The sequence below is a fragment of the Kocuria rhizosphaericola genome (genome assembly GCF_044462205.1).
GTDB lineage: Bacteria > Actinomycetota > Actinomycetes > Actinomycetales > Micrococcaceae > Kocuria > Kocuria rhizosphaericola.
On sequence record NZ_JBISWK010000074.1, the window covers coordinates 29151 to 47308 of the forward strand.

Here is an 18158-nt window from a genome sequence, read left to right on the forward strand (position 1 = left end):
GGGGCTCAGCGCACCGCGATGCCGGCCCCGGCGACCGTGTGGCCGATCACGGGGTGGCCGGGCACCTCGCCGACCACCAGGAGGCCGCCCGAGGTCTGCGCGTCGGCCAGCAGCAGCAGGTCGTCCTCGGTGACACCGGCCGCGGACCGCAGGTGGGGACGCACCCAGTCGAGGTTGCGGCGGGTCCCGCCGGAGACGTAGCCGTCCCGCAGCGCCTCCTGGGCCCCCTCGACGAGGGGCACGGCCCCCCGGTCGAGCACCGCGCCGATCCCGGAGGCACGGCACATCTTGTGCAGGTGCCCGAGCAGGCCGAAGCCGGTGACGTCCGTGGCAGCCCGGGCCCCGGCCGCCAGCGCCGCCTCGGCCGCGTCCCGGTTGAGCCGGGTCATCGTGGCGACCGCTTCGGCGAACACCTCGCCGGTGGCCTTGTGCCGGTTGTTGAGCAGTCCCACGCCGATCGGCTTGGTGAGGGTGAGGGGCAGCCCCGGCACGGCGGCGTCGTTGCGCAGCAGCCGGTCGGGGTGGGCCACGCCGGTCACGGCCATGCCGTACTTGGGTTCCGGATCGTCGATGGAGTGCCCCCCGATCACGGGGCAGCCCGCCTCGGAGGCGACCGCCAGACCGCCGCGGAGCACCTCGGTCAGCAGTTCCATCGGGAGCGCCTCCCGGGGCCAGCCCACGAGGTTGATCGCCATGACCGGGCGCCCGCCCATGGCGTAGACGTCCGACAGCGCGTTCGCGGCGGCGATCCGGCCCCAGTCGTAGGCGTCGTCGACGACCGGGGTGAAGAAGTCGGCGGTGGACAGCACCGCGAGGTCGTCGCGCACCAGGACGGCCGCGGCGTCGTCGCCGTCGTCGAGTCCGACCAGCACGCCGGCCCCCGACTGGCCGGTGAGGCCGCGGACCGCGTCCTCGAGCTCACCGGGAGGGATCTTGCAGGCGCATCCGCCGCCGTGGGCGAAGCCGGTCAGACGGAGGGCGTCGGCCTGACCGGCCGAGGTCTGGGTGGAGTTCACCCTGTCAGCCTACTGGTGGAGGCGGTGCTAGGTTGGGTGGCGGAGGCGTCCGGGTCCTGGTGGGCCCCCCGGTCTTCAAAACCGGTGAGGCCGAGCACCTCGGCCTGGCGGGTTCGATTCCCGTCCGCCTCCGCCAACTTCTGCCACGCGCCCCGCGCGACGAGGAGGAACTGTGGCCCTGGACGACCCGCGTCGTCTGATCCCGCGCACCGACCAGCTCATGGCGCTGCCGCCCGTCCGCCGGGCCCGCGACCGGCTGAGCGAGGGCGTCGTCCGTGCCCTGGTGCGCGAGACGCAGGACCGGGCCCGGCGTGGTGAGCTCGCCCCCGAGGACGTCGAGCCGGCGGTGCTCGCCGCGCTCGAGGCCCGCTCCGCGTCCACCCTGACACCGGTGCTCAACGCCACGGGCGTGGTCGTGCACACCAACCTGGGTCGCGCCCCGCTGTCCGCGGCCGCCGTCGAGGCGCTGCGCACGGCCGGCGGGTACGTCGACGTGGAGCTCGACCTGGTGACAGGCACCCGCTCCCGCCGCGGCGCCGGTGCCCGGGCGGCCCTGCTCGCCGCCTGTCCCCCGGCCCAGGACGCGCTGGTGGTCAACAACGGCGCGGCCGCGCTGGTGCTGGCCACCACGGCCCTGGCCGCCGGCCGCGAGGTCGTGATCAGCCGCGGCGAGCTCGTCGAGATCGGGGCCGGCTTCCGGCTGCCGGAGCTGATCGAGTCGACCGGTGCCCGGCTGCGCGAGGTGGGCACGACCAACCGGACCCACCTGCGCGACTACGCCGAGGCGGTCGGCCCGGAGACCGGGTGCATCCTCAAGGTGCACCCGAGCAACTTCCGGCTGGAGGGATTCACCGCGGCCGTCGAGGTCGGGGAGCTGCGGCCGCTGGCCCGCGCCCACGGCGTGCCCCTCGTGGCCGACCTCGGCAGCGGGCTGCTGACCCCCGACCCGCACCTGCCCGGGGAGCCCGACGCCGCCGCCGCCCTCGACGGCGGCGCCGACATCGTCATCGCCAGCGGCGACAAGCTGCTCGGCGGCCCGCAGGCCGGGCTGGTGCTCGGCAGCTCGGACGTCGTCGCCCGGATGGCCGCCCACCCCCTTGCCCGCGCGGTCCGTGCCGACAAGCTCGCGCTCGCCGCACTGGAGGCCACGCTCGCCGGCGGGCCCGCCCCGGTCGTCCAGGCGCTGCACGCGGACCCGGACCGCCTCCGCGGACGGGCCGAACGGCTCGCCGCGGCCGTCGGCGCACCGGTGGTCGCCCACGACGGCCGGGTCGGCGGTGGCGGTGCGCCCGGCGTGCCCCTGCCGGGATGGGCGGTGCGGCTGCCCGAGGCTGCGGCCCCCCTGCTGCGCACCGGTCGCCCCGCCGTCCTCCCCCGGGTCCACGACCACGCGTGCCTGCTCGACCTGCGCTGCGTGCCCGAGTCCGACGACGAGCGCCTGCGCGCGGCGGTGCGCACGGCCCTGGCCGCCCTCGCCGGCTCCGGTTCCGACGCCGGACGGACCCGGTGAGCGTGCACGTCGTCGCCACGGCCGGGCACGTCGACCACGGCAAGAGCACCCTGGTGCGGGCCCTCACCGGCATGGAGCCCGACCGGTGGGAGGAGGAGCGCCGCCGCGGGCTGACCATCGACCTGGGCTACGCCTGGACCACCCTGCCGTCCGGGCGCGACGTGGCCTTCGTGGACGTCCCGGGCCACGAGCGCTTCCTCGGCAACATGCTCGCCGGACTCGGCCCGGCGCCCGTCGTCTGCTTCGTGGTCGCCGCCGATGAGGGGTGGCAGGCCCAGTCCGGCGACCACCGCGACGCCGTCGCGGCCCTGGGCATCGAGCACGGCGTGGTGGTGCTCACCCGGGCCGACCGGGCCCCCGGGGGCACCGATGCGGTGCTCGCCCAGGTCCGCGCGGAGCTGGCCCGGACCGGTCTGCACGACGCACCCGTGGTCACCGTCTCGGCCCTCGAGGGCACGGGCCTGACCGAGCTGCGCGCCGCCCTGGACGACGTCCTGGCACGGGCGCCCGCGCCCGACGCCGGGCGGCTGCGGCTGTGGGTGGACCGGTCCTTCACGATCACCGGTTCCGGCACGGTGGTGACCGGCACGCTGACCACGGGAACGCTCCGGCAGGGCGACCGGCTGGAGCTGCTCGGCCACGGCGGGGCCCAGCCGGTCGCGGTCCGGGGCATGCACAGCCGCAACAGGCCGTGCACCGCGCTGGAGCCGTTCACCCGCGTGGCGCTGAACCTGCGCGGGGTGTCCGCCCAGGACGTCCACCGCGGGGACGCCCTGGTCACCCCCGGGACGTGGCCGCTCACCGGCGTCCTCGACGTCCGCCGCAGCACGGGACCCGCCCTCACGGCCACGGCGGAGCACCTCGTGGTGCATGCCGGCACCGCGGCGGTGCCCGCCCGGCTGAGCCCGTTCGACGACGACCACGCCCGGCTGGTCCTCGACCGGCCCCTGCCCCTGGTCCTCGGCGACCGCCTGGTGCTCCGCGACCCCGGCAGCCGCTCGGTGCTCGGCGGGGCCCAGGTCCTCGACGCCGATCCGCCCGAGCTGGGGCGGCGCGGCGACCGGGCGCGCCGTGCCGCCCGGCTCGCCGGCATGGACGTCCGCGGGGACGTCCTCGGGGAAGTGGCCCGCCGCGGCGCGGTCCGGCAGCAGCACCTCCACCGCCTCGGGCTGCTGCCCGCCGATGGCGCCGCCCCGCCGGGCGGCGTGCGTGTGCTCGGCGACTGGTGGGTGCACGCGCCCGTGCTCGACTCCTGGACGCAGCGGCTGCGCACCGCCGTGGACGAGCTGCACGCCCGGGATCCCCTGGCTGCGGGTCTCTCGCGGGGCGCCGCCCGCGACCTGCTCGCGCTGCCGGACGCCGGGCTGGTCGAGCCCGTGGTCCGCGGCGCCGGCCTGGAGCAGGACGGCGGGCACATCCGTTCCCCGCACCATCGCGGTGGCCTCGGCGCCCACGAGACCGCTGTGCTCGAGCTGGAACGACGACTCGGAGCCGAACCTTTCCGAAGCCCGGAGGCCGACGACCTGACGGCGCTCCGGCTCGGCGCCCGTGAGCTCGCCGCGGCCGAGCGGGCCGGACGGCTGCTCCGCCTGGGGGACGGTGTCGTGCTGCTCCCCACCGCCCCCGCTCTGGCGATGCGCGAGCTCGCCCGGCTGCCGCAGCCCTTCACCACGAGCCAGGCGCGCCAGGCGCTCGGCACCACCCGGCGCGTCGCGATCCCGCTGCTCGAGCACCTCGACGCCCGCGGCTGGACCCGGAGGCTGGACGCCGGCCATCGCACGGTGGCCCGCTGACCAGGATCCCGCCCCACGGAAGGCGGTGCGGATCAGCTCCCGGGCCCACGCCCGGAGGACCTCCTCCGGCCGGGCTGGGCCTGCTCCCCGCGCAGCGCGCGGAGGTGCCCGACCGCCTGGGGCAGCACCTTCCGGAGATCCCCTACGATCCCGAGGTCGGCGATCTCGAAGACCGGCGCCTGCTCGTCCTTGTTCACGGCCACGATCGTTCCCGCCGTCTGCATCCCCGCGCGCTGCTGGACGGCCCCGGAGATCCCGCACGAGACGTAGAGCTGCGGGGAGACGGTGCGCCCGGTCTGTCCCACCTGCGCCTCGGGGCCGATCCACCCGGCGTCCACCGCCGCCCGGGAGGCGCCGATCGCCCCGCCGAGGGCGTCCGCGAGCTCCTCGAGCGGGCCGAAGTCCCCGCCCGTGCCGCGGCCGCCGGCCACGACCACGCGCGCCTCGCCCAGAGCCGGGCGCCCCGAGGCGGGCAGCTCGGCCCGCCCCACCACCCGCGCCGCGGGCACGGTGTCCTCGAGCGCGTGCGTGCGCACCCGCGGGCGCCGCGCCCCGGGCTGCTCCGCGCCGGTCTGCTCCGCGCCGGGGGCGCCGGTGGTGACGTCAGCGGGGGCGTCGGCAGCGACATCGGCGGGGACATCGGCGGGGAGCTCGACCGAGTTGGGCCGGACGGTCGCGATCAGCACCGGGCTCGTGGCCCGGCACCGGGTGGTCCATCCCCCGGCGAGGACCGACTTGGTGGCGACGAGGTCGGCGTCGAGGGCCACGACGTCGGTGAGCACCCCCGCCTCGAGCCGCACGCCCAGGCGCGCGGCGACGTCCTTGGCCTCGGGGGTGCCGGCGAGCAGGAGCACCCGCGCCCCGGTCTCCCGGGCGGCGGCCGCCGCGAGCGCGACCGCGGGCGTGGTGAGCCGGTCACCGGGCCCGCCCTCCGGGGCGTGCACGGTGGCCACCGCGTGGGCGGCGAGCTCGTCGAGCAGGGCGTCGTCGGGCGCGGCGGGCACGACGACGTGCGTCGCGCCCAGGGTGCCCGCGAGCACGAGCAGCTCCCGGTCGGCGCGGCGCAGCCGGTCCGTGCCGCCCAGCACCACCAGGGCGGTGGTCGTCGTACTGGTCATGGTCGTCCTCCTCCTGCCCGTCGAGCGGGCGCACACGTCAAGGGGTCCGGCGCGGTGCGGCCGGGTGCTCAGACGAGCTTCTGGGCCACGAGGTACTCGGCGAGGCGGATGCCGCCCTCGCCCTCGTCGACCACGACCTCCCCGGCGCCCCGGGGTGGACGGGGCACGGCGTCGAGCACCTCGGTGAGCGAGCCCGCGAGGCCCACGGCGCCGGCGTCCAGGCCGAGGTCGGCGACCGACCACATCTGCACGGGCTTCTTCTTGGCCGCCACGATCGCCTTGAAGTTGGGGTAGCGCGGGGTGTTGACCTGGTCGGTCACGGCCACGAGCGCGGGAAGGTCCGCGAGGACCTGGAGGGCCTCGGTCTCGGTGTGCCGGGTGGCGGTGAGCGAGGCGCCGTCCTCGGCCAGCGCCAGAGAGCTCGCGAAGCCGACGTGGGCGAGACCGAGCCGCTCGGCCAGCTGACCGGGGACCAGGGACGTCTCGCCGTCGGTGGAGGCCATGCCGGTGAGCACGAGGTCCACGGTGCGGTCCTCGGCCCGGGCGATCCGCTCGACCGCGGCGGCGAGCACGCGGGCGGTGGCCCAGGCGTCGGAGCCGGCGAGGGCGTCGTCGAGCACGTGGAACCCGGCATCGGCGCCCAGCTGGAGGGCGCGCTTGAGCGCGTCCGTCGCGCCCGCCGGGCCCATGGTGAGCGCCAGCACGCGGTGCCCGGCTCCTGCGCCGCCGTGCGTCTCGACGAGCTGCACGGCGGCCTCGAGCGCGTACTCGTCGAGCTCGGAGAGGATCCCGGAGGCGCGGTCGAGCAGGGGCGGGCTCCCGGCGAGGACGCGGGCTCCCGCGGCGTCGGGGACGTGCTTGACGGGGACGACGATCGTCAGGGGCTGGCTCATGGTCTCCTCCGGACGGGACGGGCGGGGCGGACGGGACGGGCGGGGCGGACGGGACGGGCGGGGCGGACGGGCTGCTCAGGCGTCCGCCCGGCGCACGAGGCGCTCGGCGTGGCGGATCACGGGCTCGTCGACCATCCGCCCGCGGAACGTGAAGACGCCGGGGGCGCGGCGGGCGGCGTCGAGCAGCTCGCGGGCGGCCTCGACCTCCTCGGCGTCGGGCCGGTAGGCGGCGCGGATGGTCTCGACCTGTCCCGGGTGGATGCAGGCGGTGGCCGCGAAGCCGACGGCCACGGCGTCGAGGGCCTCCTCGCGCAGTCCGTCGCGGTCGGCGATGTCGACGTGCACCGCGTCGATCGCGGGCCGGCCCGCGGCGCCCGCGGCGAGCAGGACGGCGGAGCGGGCGTGGCGGGCCACGTCCCGGTAGGCGCCGTCGCGCCGCCGGGACGAGCTGCCGCCGAGCGAGGCCACGAGGTCCTCGGCGCCCCACATCAGCGCGACCACGTTGGGGGACCGGGCGATCTCGGCGGCGTTGACCACGCCCTCCGCGGTCTCGCACAGGGCGACGACGCGGTGCAGGCCCAGCTCCGCGGCGACGGCGAGCCGTTCGGCGGAGGCGGCCTTGGGCAGCATCACGGTGGTGTACCCGGTGTGCCGCAGGGCGACGAGGTCGTGGGCGAAGTCCTCGGTGTCCTCGGCGTTGATCCGCACGACGGTGCGGGCGGGATCCAGGGGCGTGGCCACGAGGGCGTCCCGGGCGGCGGGCTTGGCGGACGGCGCCACCGCGTCCTCGAGGTCGAGGATCACGGCGTCGGCGCGCTCGGCGGCCTTGGCGTAGCGCTCGGGGCGGTCGGCCGGGCAGAACAGCAGGGCCGGGCCGAGGGCGAACGGATCGGTCATCGGGGCTCCTTCACCGGGATGTCGTTGCGGGAACTCGTTGCGGGACGTCGTAGCGGGACGTCACTGCGGGACGTCACTGCGGGGCGGCGTCGCGGGACCACATGAGCACCGAGCGGGTGCACTCGGCGACGACGACGCCCTCCTGGTTGCGGCCCACGTGCTTGACCCGGACGATCCCCTGCCCGGGCCGGGAGGAGGAGGGACGGGCACCGAGGATCTCGGAGGACGAGTACAGGGTGTCCCCGTGGTGGAGCGGGTGCGGGAAGGCGACCTCCTCGAAGCCGAGGTTGGCCACGATGGTGCCCTGGGTCAGCTGGGCCACGGACGCCCCCACGATGGTCGAGAGGGTGAACATGGAGTTCACGAGCCGCCGGCCGAAGGGCTGGCGCTCGGACCACGCGGCGTCCAGGTGCAGGGACTGGGTGTTCATGGTGAGGGTCGTGAACAGCACGTTGTCCGCCTCGGTGACGGTCCGCCCCGGGGCGTGCTCGTAGACCGTGCCCACTTCGAACTCCTCGAACCACAGCCCGCGCTGGCGGACCACCTTGCGCTCCTCGCTCACGGCCGCCTCCTCAGAGTCCGAGCTCGCGGGCGATGAGCATGAGCTGCACCTCGGTGGTGCCCTCGCCGACCTCGAGGATCTTGGCGTCCCGGTAGTGGCGGGCCACCCGGAACTCGTTGATGAACCCGTAGCCGCCGAAGACCTGGGTGGCGTCCCGGGCGTTGTCCATCGCGGCCTCCCCGGCCACGAGCTTGGCGATCGCGGCCTGCGTCTTGAACGGCCGCCCGGCGAGCATCCGGGAGGCGGCGTCGTAGTAGGCCAGCCGCGCGGTGTGGGCGCGGGCCTGCATGCGGGCGATCTTGAAGGACACGGCCTGGTTCGCCCCGATGGGGCGGCCGAAGGACTGCCGCTCCTGCGCGTAGCGCACGGACTCCTCGACGCAGCCCTGGGCCGCGCCCGTGGCCAGGGCCGCGATGGCGATGCGGCCCTCGTCGAGGACGGACAGGAAGTTGGCGTAGCCGCGGCCCTCCTCCCCCAGCAGGTTCTCCTCGGGCACCCGGACGTCCTGGAGGGACAGCGGGTGGGTGTCCGAGGAGTTCCAGCCGACCTTGTCGTAGGCCTTCTCGGCGCGGAAGCCGGGGGTGTCCGTGGGGACGATGATCGTGGAGATGTCCTTCCTGGTCCGCCCGTCCGCCAGCTCCGTGGTGCCGGTGACCGCGGTGACGTTCACCAGCCGGGTGATGTCCGTGCCGGAGTTGGTGATGAACTCCTTGGCGCCGTTGACCACCCACTGCCCGTCCTCCCGTTTCGCGGTGGTGCGGGTGCCGCCGGCGTCGGAGCCGGCCTCCGGCTCGGTGAGACCGAACCCGGCGAGCGCCCGGCCCGTGGCGAGGTCGGGGAGCCACCGCTGCTTCTGCTCCTCGGTGCCGAAGCGGAAGATCGGCATGGCGCCCAGGGAGACCCCCGCCTCGAGGGTGATGGCCACGGACTGGTCGACCCGGGCGATCTGCTCCAGCGCCAGGCACAGGGCGAAGTAGTCCCCGCCCATCCCCCCGTACTCCTCGGGGAAGGGCAGGCCGAACAGGCCCATCTCGCCCATCTGCGCCACGATGTCGTAGGGGAACTCGTGGGCCGCGTCGTACCCCGCGGAGACGGGGGCGATCACCTCGTCGGCGAAGTCGCGGACGGTGTCGGAGAGGTCCTGGTACTCCTCGTCGAGCTCGAAGTTCATGCGCTGTGCTCCTGGTCGGTCGGGCGGGAGTCGGTCGGGCGGGAATCGTCCTGCGGGTGGGCGCCGGGCGCCTCGCGGGCGTCCTCCGGGACGACGTCGGGGACCACGCGGGCGAGCAGCTGGTGCAGCCGCACCTGCTCGCCGGCCCGGACGGAGACCTCGACGGTGCCGGCGGTCGGGGCGGTCAGGCGGTGCTCCATCTTCATGGCCTCGACCACCACCACGGTCTGCCCCTCGGCGACCCGCTCCCCGGTGGCCGCGGGAACGGCGACGACGGTGCCGGGCATGGGCGAGTGCAGCTCCGGGGCGGCGGGCCCGGCCGTGCGTTCCAGGGCGGCCAGCGCCCGCTCGAGCTGCCGTTCGCGGGACAGGACCTCGAGCTCCACCGCGAAGCCGTCCTCGCCCACCCAGACCCTGTCCCCGTCAGGAGCGGCGGCGACGTGGACCACCCGCGACGTGCCGCGGACCTCGAGCAGGTGCGCGGCCGGACGGCCCGGCAGCGGGCTCAGGCGCACGGCGGGGACGACGACGGTGCGGCGCGGCTCCTCGAGCCCGTGGGCCAGCACCACCGCGGGCCGGGCGCGGCCGGCGGCCCGCCAGCCGTCCGGGCGGGACCAGGGGCTCGTGTCCCCGGCGGGACGCGGATCGGCAGGGTGGTGCCGGGCGAGGAACGCGGCCGCGGCGGCGAAGTGGGACTCGTCGGGGGCCGTGAACTCCAGCTCCGGCAGGCGCCGCTCGATGAGGGTGGTGTCCATGTCCCCGGCGCGGACGCCGGGATCGGCGAGCAGGGCGCGCAGGTACTCGGTGTTGGTGCCGACGCCGAGGACCACCGTCTCGGCCAGGGCCAGGTCGAGCCGGTCGAGGGCCTGGCCCCGGTCGGCACCCCAGGCGACGACCTTGGCGAGCATCGGGTCGTAGTCCGAGCCCACCGTCAGGCCCGGCGCCAGCGAGGAGTCCACCCGGATCCCCGGGCCCGAGGCCTCCTCCAGCGCCAGCACGGTCCCGGCGGTGGGCAGGAAGCCGCGGGCGGGGTCCTCGGCGTAGAGCCGGGCCTCGACCGCGTGGCCGGTGAGCACCACGTCCTCCTGCGCCAGGGCCAGCGGCTCCCCCGCGGCGACGCGGAGCTGCTGCGCCACGAGGTCCACGCCGGTGACCAGTTCGGTGACGGGGTGCTCCACCTGCAGGCGGGTGTTCATCTCCATGAAGAAGAAGGTCTCGGGCTGGGCGGCGGGCACCAGGAACTCCACCGTGCCCGCGCCGGTGTAGCCCACGGACCGGGCCACCTGGCAGGCCGCCCGCCCGATCCGCTCCCGGGTGGCGGGGTCCAGCAGCGGCGAGGGCGCCTCCTCGATGACCTTCTGGTGCCGCCGCTGCAGGGAGCACTCGCGCTCGCCCAGGTGGATGACGTTCCCGTGGGCGTCGGCGAGGACCTGCACCTCGATGTGCCGGGGGGACTCCACGAGCTGCTCCAGGAGCAGGGTGTCGTCCCCGAAGGCGGCCGCGGCCACCCGGCGGGCCGTGGCCAGGGTCTCCGGCAGGTCCCCGGGGGCGCGGACCACGTGCATCCCCTTGCCGCCGCCGCCGGCCGAGGGCTTGATCAGGACGGGGAAGTCCATCCCGGTGGCCGCGGCGACCAGGGCGTCGTCGTCGAGCCCGGCCTCCGAGACCCCGGCGATCGTCGGGACGCCGGAGGCGGCCACGTGGCGCTTGGCGCGGATCTTGTCGCCCATGATCTCGAGGGCCTCGGCGCCGGGACCGATAAACACGATCCCGGCGGCAGCGCACGCCCGGGCGAAGGCGGCGTTCTCGGACAGGAAGCCGTAGCCGGGGTGGATCGCCTGCGCGCCCGTGGCCTTCGCGGCGGCGACGACGGCGTCGACGCGCAGATAGCTCTGCGCCGGGGCGGCCGGGCCCACGCACACGGCCACGTCGGCCTCGCGCACGTGCACGGCGTCGCGGTCGGCCGCGCTGTAGACCGCGACCGAGCGGATCCCCAGCGCCTTGAGCGTGCGGAGGATCCGGCGGGCGATCTCCCCGCGGTTGGCCACGAGGACGACGTCGAAGCGGTGCGGGGGCGTGCTGGTGGTCACAGGGATCACATCCGGAAGAGGCCGAAGGCGGGCTCGGGCAGCGGGGTGCGGGAGCAGACCTCGAGGGCCAGCCCGAGCACCTCCCGGGTGTCCGCCGGGGCGATCACGCCGTCGTCCCACAGCCGCGCGGTGGAGTACCAGGGGCTGCCCTGGGCCTCGTACCGGGCCCTGATCGGCGCCATGAACGCCTCGCGCTCGGCCGGGTCCCACTCCTGCCCGCGGGCGGCCAGCTGGTCGGCCTTCACGGTGGCCAGCACCGAGGCGGCCTGGGCCCCGCCCATCACCGAGATCCTCGCCTGGGGCCACAGGAACAGGAACCGCGGGGAGTAGGCCCGCCCGCACATGGAGTAGTTGCCGGCCCCGAAGGAGCCGCCGATCACCACGGTCAGCTTCGGCACCCGGGTGGTGGCCACGGCGGTGACCATCTTGGCGCCGTGCTTGGCGATGCCGCCGGCCTCGTAGTCGCGGCCCACCATGAACCCGGTGATGTTCTGCAGGAACAGCAGCGGGATCCCCCGCTGGTCGCACAGCTCGATGAAGTGCGCGCCCTTCATCGCCGACTCCCCGAAGAGCACTCCGTTGTTGGCCACGATCCCCACGGGGTGGCCGTGGACGTGAGCGAAGCCGGTGACCAGCGTGGTGCCGTACTCGGCCTTGAACTCGGAGAAGCGGCTGCCGTCCACGAGCCGGGCGATGACCTCGTGCACGTCGTAGCCGGAGTTGGGGTCCACCGGCACCGCCCCGGGGAGCTCGTCCTCGGCCACGGCCGGGAACTCGGCCTCCGCCACCGGCCAGGCCCGCGGGCCCGGCGGCGGCAGGGTCGCCACGATGTCCCGGACGATCTGCAGGGCGTGGACGTCGTTCTCGGCGAGGTGGTCGACCACCCCGGACGTGCGGGCGTGCAGGTCCCCGCCGCCGAGCTCCTCGGCGGTGACCTCCTCCCCGGTGGCGGCCTTCACCAGCGGCGGGCCGCCCAGGAAGATGGTGCCCTGCTCGCGCACGATCACGGTCTCGTCGCTCATCGCCGGGACGTAGGCCCCGCCCGCGGTGCAGGAGCCGAGCACGGCCGCGATCTGCGGGATCCGCGCCGCCGAGAGGGTGGCCTGGTTGTAGAAGATCCGCCCGAAGTGCTCCCGGTCCGGGAAGACCTCGTCCTGCAGCGGCAGGTACGCCCCGCCGGAGTCGACGAGGTAGACGCAGGGCAGCCGGTTCTCGAGGGCGATCTCTTGGGCGCGCAGGTGCTTCTTGACCGTCATGGGGTAGTAGGTGCCGCCCTTGACCGTGGCGTCGTTGCACACGACCAGCACCTGCCGGCCGTGGACCAGGCCGATCCCGGCGATCATGCCGGCCGCCGGGCACTCGTCGTCGTACATTCCCTCCGCGGCCAGGGCACCGATCTCCAGGAACGGGCTGCCCTCGTCCAGGAGGTGCTCCACCCGCTCGCGCGGCAGCACCTTGCCCCGGGCCACGTGCCGCTCCCGGGAGGCCTCCGGTCCGCCCTGCGCCGCCCGCTCCAGGCGCCGGGCGAGCTCCTCGGCCAGCCCCTCCTGGGCGGCGGCGTTGGCGGCGAACTCCGCGCCGCCCGGATCGACCTGGGTGCTCAGCACGCGCATCCGTCCCCTCCGTTCCGGGCCCGCAGCCGGAGATGCCATTTCGGTTAATCTCGACTAACTTGGAGTTCAGGTTAGTGATGACTCACTAGAATGTCCAGGACATCCGACCCCGAGAGCAGGTCCCGTGGCCCAGACCGAGCGCAACCCCCGCCCGCCCACCACCGTGCGCGGACAGGCCAAGGCCCAGCGGCGACAGGACCTGCTCGCCACCTCCGCGACGCTCCTCGCCGAGCGCGGTTTCGCCGGCGTCTCGATCGACGACATCGGCGCGGCCGTGGGGATCAGCGGGCCCGCGGTCTACCGGCACTTCCCGAGCAAGCAGGCGGTTCTGGGCGCGATCCTGCTCGAGGTCAGCCACGACCTGCTCGACCGGGGCCGCGAGGTCGTGGACCGTTCCCCCGATCCGGGCCGGCGGCTGCGGGCACTGATCTCCTTCCAGGTGGAGTTCGCGCTGAACCGCCCCGCCGTGATCGTGGTGCAGGACCGGGAGCTGCCGAACCTCACCGAGGAGGACCGCCACGCGGTCCGCGCCCTGCAGCGCGGCTACGTGACGCTGTGGGTGGACGTCCTGCGCGAGCTGGCCCCCGCGCGCGACGTCGCGGAGCTCACCCTGCGCGCCCAGGCCGCCTTCGGGCTCATCAACTCGACCCCCCACTCCCTGCGGACGGCGCACCGGCTGCGCACCCCGCAGGACGCGGGACGGCTCGACATCGCCCGGGCCGCCCTCGAGGAGATGGCCTGGGCCGCGCTGCGCACCGCGTTCGACCCGGACCCCACCAGCACAGGAGGCACCCCGTGACCGAGACCCCGGCCGTCCAGCCCTTCTACGAGGAGGAGCACGAAGAGTTCCGCGAGGTGGCCCGCGAGTTCACGACCCGCGAGGTGGCGCCGCACTACGCCGAGTGGGACGCCCAGCACATGATGCCCCGCACCCTGTGGACGGCCGCCGGCGAGGCGGGGCTGCTCGGTCTCGCCGTGCCCGAGGAGTTCGGGGGCATGGGCCTCACGGACTACCGGTTCCGCGCCGTGCTCGACGAGGAGCTGGTCCGGCAGGGAGCCCTCGGCGTGGCCCTGGCCCTGCACCTGCACGACGACTGGGTGCTGCCCCACGTGCTCGCCCACGGCACCGACGAGCAGAAGCAGCGGTGGCTGCCGCGGATGCTCACGGGGGAGCTCGTCACCTCCGTGGCCTGGACCGAGCCGGGCGCGGGCTCGGACCTGCGCGGGGTGCGCACCCGGGCCGTGCGCGACGGCGAGGAGTGGGTGCTCACCGGCCAGAAGACGTTCATCGGCAACGGGATCAGCGGGGACGCCGCCCTGGTCCTGGCGCGCACGGACGGAGGGACCGGGCGCGCCGGGGAGGACGGCTTCAGCCTGTTCCTGGTGCACAAGGCGGACTCCGCCGGCTACGAGACCGGCAAGCAGCTCGACAAGATGGGGATCAAGGCCTCGGACACCGCCGAGCTGTTCTTCGAGGACGTCCGGGTCCCCGCCGCGAACCTCGTCGGGGCGGAGGGCTGCGGACTGCGGCAGATCCAGCAGGCGCTGCCCCAGGGGCGGCTGGCGGTCGCCGTGGCCGCGGTCGCCGTCGCGCGCTCGACCCTGGAGAGCACCCTCCGGTACACCGGCGAGCGCACGGCCTTCGGCTCCCGGGTGCTCGACTTCCAGCACACCCGGTTCGAGCTCGCGGAGCTGACGGTCGAGGTGGAGGTCACCGAGGCCTACGTGCGGCGGGCGGTGCACGCGTTCAACGCGGGGGCCCTCGACGTGGTCGAGGCGTCCAAGGCCAAGTACTGGGCCGGCGAGCGGGCGAAGTCCGTCACGGACCGGTGCCTCCAGCTGCACGGCGGGTACGGCTACATCCTCGACTACCCCGTGGCGCAGGCGTATCTCGCGTCCCGGCTGCTGACGATCTTCGGGGGCACCAGCGAGATCCTGCGGGACACCATCGGGCGGGCCGTGGCCGCCGAGGCCTGAGGCGCGGGGGTCAGCTCGCCTCCAGGGACGCACGGCCGTTCCGGCGGGCCGCCGGAGAGGCTCCGAGCCGCTGGGACACCTCCCGGGCCGCCGCCACGGCGGCGGACGAGAGCAGCTCGGCCTGTTCGGGCGTGACGCGGTAGCGCGGTGCCGCGACCATGACGGCGGCGACCATCCGGTCCCGGTGGTCGTGGACGGGAGCGGAGACGCCGACCTCGTCCATGGACGTCTTGCCGTAGTTGACCGCCACCCCCTCGTCGACGACCTGACGCAGGGACTCCACGTAGCCGCCGATGCTCGCCTCGGTGGGATCGGGCAGCTCGACGATGCCGGACAGGAGCAGTGCCCGCACCCGCTCCGGGGGCTGCTCCGCGAGGAACAGCTGCACCGAGGAGCTGAGCGCCGTGTTGTACCGGGTGCCCAGCGGAGTGGTGTGCTTGATCTGCCGAGGACTGGGGATCTGCTCCACGCACACGGCCTGGTCGCCGCTCCAGACCATCAGCGCGCTCGTCTCACCGGTCTGCTCGGTCAGCTCCAGCAGCACCGGGTAGGCCGCCCGCCGCTCGTCCAGTTCCGCGAGCAGCGGGCCGGCCACGGAGATCAGGCCGAGTCCCAGGCGGTAGCGGCGCGTCTGCGGATCGCGCTCCACCACGTTCTCCTGCTCCAGGGTGGCCAGGAGGCGTGAGACGGTGCTCTTGTGCAGTCCCACGCGGGCGGCGATCTCGGTCACCCCGAGCGTCGGTTCGTCCACGGAGAAGCAGCGCAGGACGTGCAGGGCGTGGGAGACGACGGACGCGGCGCGGGCCTCGCGCGAGGACGTGCTCTCGGATGTCGGTGTCATAGGACTTCTCATTCTCCTTCACGGGGCGCCACCACCACGGCAGCGTGGCCGGGAGGCCGGACCGTGCTCCACGGTCCGGCCTCCGGTACGTGCGCGGATGTCACGGGCGCGCGAGCGCTTCCGGGACCGGCTCCGCGCCGACCGCGATCCCGGCCCGCCGTTCCGGGAGCTCCGGAGCCGTCCGCTCGACCACTGTGCTGTCGCCGGTGCCGGACACGTCCGGCGAGGGGTCGTTGACCTCCCGCTCCAGGCGCACGGTGTCCGGGGTGCGGGTCAGCAGCCGGCGGACCAGGTTCGCGATCATCAACAGGATGACGAATGAGAACGGGAAGGCCCCGATGATGGTACCGGTCTGGACCGTGTCGACGACCGCGGTGCCACCGAGCGTGAGCAGCGTGACCGCCACGGCGGCGATGCTCGCCACGAGCACCACGCGGAAGAACGGCCCGGCCCGGCGGGGTGCGGAGACGAACTCGGCCAGGGCGTGGGCACCGGCGTCCAGGGAGGTGACGTAGTAGGTGGCGACGAGCACGGTGGCCACCACGAGCAGCAGCGAGCCGATGACGGGCACGGACTCCAGCATGACGAACAGTCCGCTGGAGGTGTCCGCCGCGACCGCGGCCGAGATGCCGCGGTCGCTGCGGTCGTCGTAGTGCAGGGCGGCGGAGCCGATCACCCCGATCCACCCCATCACGATCAGCGAGGGGATCACCGTGACGCCGATGACGAACTCGCGGATGGTGCGTCCGCGGGAGATCCGGGCGATGAAGCCGGCGACGAACGGGCTGAAGGCGATGACCCAGCACCAGATGAACACGGTCCACCAGCCGTTCCAGCTGTCCTGCCAGGTCGAGATGTCCTGGCCCGCGGTGCCGGCGTCGGTCCAGAAGCTCATTGCCATGAAGTTGGCGAAGAAGGAGCCGAAGGTCTGCGTGATGTTGGAGATGAGGAAGATCGTGGGACCGAAGACGAACACGGCCACGAGCAGCACGATGCTCAGGACCGAGTTGAGCTCGCTGATCCGCTTCATGCCCTTGTTGATGCCGAAGAACGCCGAGGCGGCGGTGAGCCCGGCCAGGCCCAGGATCACCAGCAGCCAGACGCCCGAGCTCGGGGAGATCCCGGTGAAGGACGCGAGCCCCGAGCTGAACTGCAGGGCGGCGAAGCCGAAGGACGTGGCCAGGCCCAGGACGGTGGCCATGATGGCCAGCAGCTCCACGACCACACCGGCCCCGCGCTGGGACCACTTCGGCAGGATGTCGACCGTGGCCTCACGGAAGGTGAGGGTCTTGCCGAGGTTGTGGTGGGAGTAGGCGAGGCAGACCGCCACCACGCAGTACATGGCCCAGGCGGTGAACCCCCAGTGGAAGTAGGACCACACCATGGCACCCTCGGCCGCGCCGTCCTGGCCCTCGGGGACCACAGGATTGTCGTCCCGGAGCAGGATCGGTTCGGCGACAGACCAGAAGATGAGGCCGATGCCCTGTCCGCAGGCGAAGAGCATCGAGTACCAGGCGAACTTGCCGTGCTCCGGACGGGCGTCCGAACCACCGAGGCGGACCTTGCCGATGCGACTGAGGACCAGCCACACGCAGACGGCGACCGCCACGAGCGAGTAGATGATGAACAGCCACGTGAACTTCCCGGTGACGAAGGTGCGCGCCGTGGAGATGGCCTCGGCGGCACCGTCCGGGTTCATGGTCACCACCACCAGCACGGCGATGATGAGCAGGGGTGGAAGGACCGTGATGACGGCCCGGTCCAGGGCGGGCAGGTTCCGTCCCCGGAACCGCGGCACGGTCACGGCCTCGGTGGTGGCCGCCGCGGAGGCGTCGGTCTTCTTCATGTGGTTCTCACTTCCCGAACTCGCTGGTGACCGCCCGGACGATGCCGGAACGGACGGTGTGGAGCAGCAGCTCGCCCCGCTCTGCGGTGGCGCCTGCTGGAGACGAGAGGCATCCCGAATCGGGGGTACGGGCCGGGTCCTCGGGGAAAACGTCGTAGGCGGTCAGTTCAGCGGGGGGATGGGCGGGTGCCCGTGACATGTCGACCTTGTCGGGGTGCAGGTGGAGCATCAACGAGGTCTCGAGCACTCCGCCGTGCTCGATGTCCCATCCGAGGAAGCCGTCCGGGAAGACGGCCTCCAGGGTCTCGTCGTCGACGAAGTCCCAGTACGAGAGGAGCATGGCCCTGGCGTCCTCCAGGCCCAGGGACCGGGCCTCCTGCACCGCCAGGTCCAGTCCCTCGTAGAGGAACTGGTAGTTCTCGTAGTGCCCGTTGATCACCACGACCTGGCGGATGCCGTCCTGGAGGAGTCCCAGGACGACGTCCTTGGTCTGCAGGATCAGGGCCTGCGCCGAGAGGCTGGTGGTGCCGGTCCGGTGGTTCCCGCCACCCGACCGGGGCTGTGACTTGTACCCGTAGCAGAAGGTCGGTGCCACGAGCGCCTCGATCTCGCCGGCCACGGCCACGGAGATCGCCCGCGAGAGCATCGCGTCCACCCCCATCGGCATGTGCGGGCCGTGCTGCTCCGTGGCTCCGGTGGGGATGAGCACCACTCCGCGGCCGCCGGCCACGTAGTCCTGGTAGCTGTGGGCGTCGAGGTCTTCGAGAGAACGGGTGGTGACCACCGTGAACCTTCCGTGTGAGGGGATGTCCGGGAGCGCGGGTGGCGCCG

15 protein-coding genes and 1 tRNA gene are annotated in these 18158 nt (G+C 74.1%); 5 read left to right on the forward strand and 11 right to left on the reverse strand.

The genetic code is table 11. From position 1 onward, the window contains the following. Positions 1-5: 5 nt before the first annotated feature. A complete protein-coding gene (gene selD / locus ACH9D2_RS07705) occupies positions 6-1016 on the reverse strand; it encodes a selenide, water dikinase SelD (protein ID WP_396362255.1) in 1011 nt (336 codons plus the stop codon). Positions 1017-1057: 41 nt separating this feature from the next. Here selD and ACH9D2_RS07710 point away from each other — a divergent pair. The 3 genes from ACH9D2_RS07710 to selB all read left to right on the forward strand — a co-directional run bounded on the left by ACH9D2_RS07710 (position 1058) and on the right by selB (position 4319). Continuing rightward, a tRNA-Sec gene (locus tag ACH9D2_RS07710) sits at positions 1058-1152 on the forward strand. A 36-nt stretch (positions 1153-1188) separates the two neighbouring features. Further along, entirely contained in the window at positions 1189-2526 is a 1338-nt protein-coding gene (selA, locus tag ACH9D2_RS07715) for an L-seryl-tRNA(Sec) selenium transferase (protein ID WP_396362256.1), read from the forward strand. A 2-nt stretch (positions 2527-2528) separates the two neighbouring features. Next, a complete protein-coding gene (gene selB, locus ACH9D2_RS07720; RefSeq protein WP_396362269.1) occupies positions 2529-4319 on the forward strand; it encodes a selenocysteine-specific translation elongation factor in 1791 nt (596 codons plus the stop codon). A 32-nt stretch (positions 4320-4351) separates the two neighbouring features. Here selB and ACH9D2_RS07725 read toward each other — a convergent pair whose 3' ends face one another. The 7 genes from ACH9D2_RS07725 to ACH9D2_RS07755 all read right to left on the reverse strand — a co-directional run bounded on the left by ACH9D2_RS07725 (position 4352) and on the right by ACH9D2_RS07755 (position 12663). Next, on the reverse strand, positions 4352-5437 hold the full coding sequence (locus ACH9D2_RS07725) for an FAD-binding protein (RefSeq protein WP_396362257.1): 1086 nt from the start codon (positions 5435-5437) through the stop codon (positions 4352-4354). A gap of 68 nt (positions 5438-5505) precedes the next feature. After that, positions 5506-6330 carry an electron transfer flavoprotein subunit beta/FixA family protein gene (locus tag ACH9D2_RS07730; protein WP_396362258.1) on the reverse strand — a complete coding sequence of 275 codons (825 nt, stop codon included), beginning with the start codon at positions 6328-6330 and terminating at the stop codon, positions 5506-5508. 75 nt (positions 6331-6405) lie between these two features. Next, positions 6406-7227, reverse strand: coding sequence for an HpcH/HpaI aldolase/citrate lyase family protein (locus ACH9D2_RS07735; RefSeq protein ID WP_396362259.1), 822 nt, complete (start codon positions 7225-7227; stop codon positions 6406-6408). 73 nt (positions 7228-7300) lie between these two features. Then, complete coding sequence (locus tag ACH9D2_RS07740) at positions 7301-7789, reverse strand: MaoC family dehydratase (protein WP_396362260.1); 489 nt, start codon at positions 7787-7789, stop codon at positions 7301-7303. A gap of 10 nt (positions 7790-7799) precedes the next feature. Then, positions 7800-8960, reverse strand: a complete 1161-nt coding sequence (locus tag ACH9D2_RS07745; RefSeq protein ID WP_396362261.1) for an acyl-CoA dehydrogenase family protein — start codon at positions 8958-8960, stop codon at positions 7800-7802. Then, a complete protein-coding gene (locus tag ACH9D2_RS07750) occupies positions 8957-11059 on the reverse strand; it encodes an ATP-binding protein (RefSeq protein WP_396362262.1) in 2103 nt (700 codons plus the stop codon). Before ACH9D2_RS07750 ends, ACH9D2_RS07745 begins: the two co-directional genes overlap by 4 nt. Next, a complete protein-coding gene (locus tag ACH9D2_RS07755) occupies positions 11056-12663 on the reverse strand; it encodes a carboxyl transferase domain-containing protein (protein WP_396362263.1) in 1608 nt (535 codons plus the stop codon). The genes ACH9D2_RS07750 and ACH9D2_RS07755 overlap by 4 nt, the downstream gene beginning before the upstream one ends. Before the next feature lie 124 nt (positions 12664-12787). Between ACH9D2_RS07755 and ACH9D2_RS07760 the strand changes: the two genes are divergently transcribed. Together ACH9D2_RS07760 and ACH9D2_RS07765 are read left to right on the forward strand one after the other, a co-directional pair. Further along, the gene (locus ACH9D2_RS07760; RefSeq protein ID WP_396362264.1) at positions 12788-13462 is read left to right on the forward strand and encodes a TetR family transcriptional regulator; all 675 of its coding nucleotides are present in this window, start codon (positions 12788-12790) and stop codon (positions 13460-13462) included. Then, positions 13459-14640 (forward strand): acyl-CoA dehydrogenase family protein, encoded by a 1182-nt coding sequence (locus tag ACH9D2_RS07765; RefSeq protein ID WP_396362265.1) that lies wholly within the window; start codon positions 13459-13461, stop codon positions 14638-14640. The genes ACH9D2_RS07760 and ACH9D2_RS07765 overlap by 4 nt, the downstream gene beginning before the upstream one ends. A gap of 10 nt (positions 14641-14650) precedes the next feature. Here the strand turns inward: ACH9D2_RS07765 and ACH9D2_RS07770 are convergent, their stop codons facing one another. The 3 genes from ACH9D2_RS07770 to ACH9D2_RS07780 all read right to left on the reverse strand — a co-directional run. Beyond that, complete coding sequence (locus ACH9D2_RS07770; protein WP_396362266.1) at positions 14651-15481, reverse strand: IclR family transcriptional regulator domain-containing protein; 831 nt, start codon at positions 15479-15481, stop codon at positions 14651-14653. A gap of 100 nt (positions 15482-15581) precedes the next feature. Further along, complete coding sequence (locus ACH9D2_RS07775) at positions 15582-17327, reverse strand: BCCT family transporter (RefSeq protein WP_396362267.1); 1746 nt, start codon at positions 17325-17327, stop codon at positions 15582-15584. Positions 17328-17334: 7 nt separating this feature from the next. Then, positions 17335-18158: creatininase (locus ACH9D2_RS07780; RefSeq protein ID WP_396362268.1), on the reverse strand; the 824-nt coding region annotated here is incomplete at its 5' end.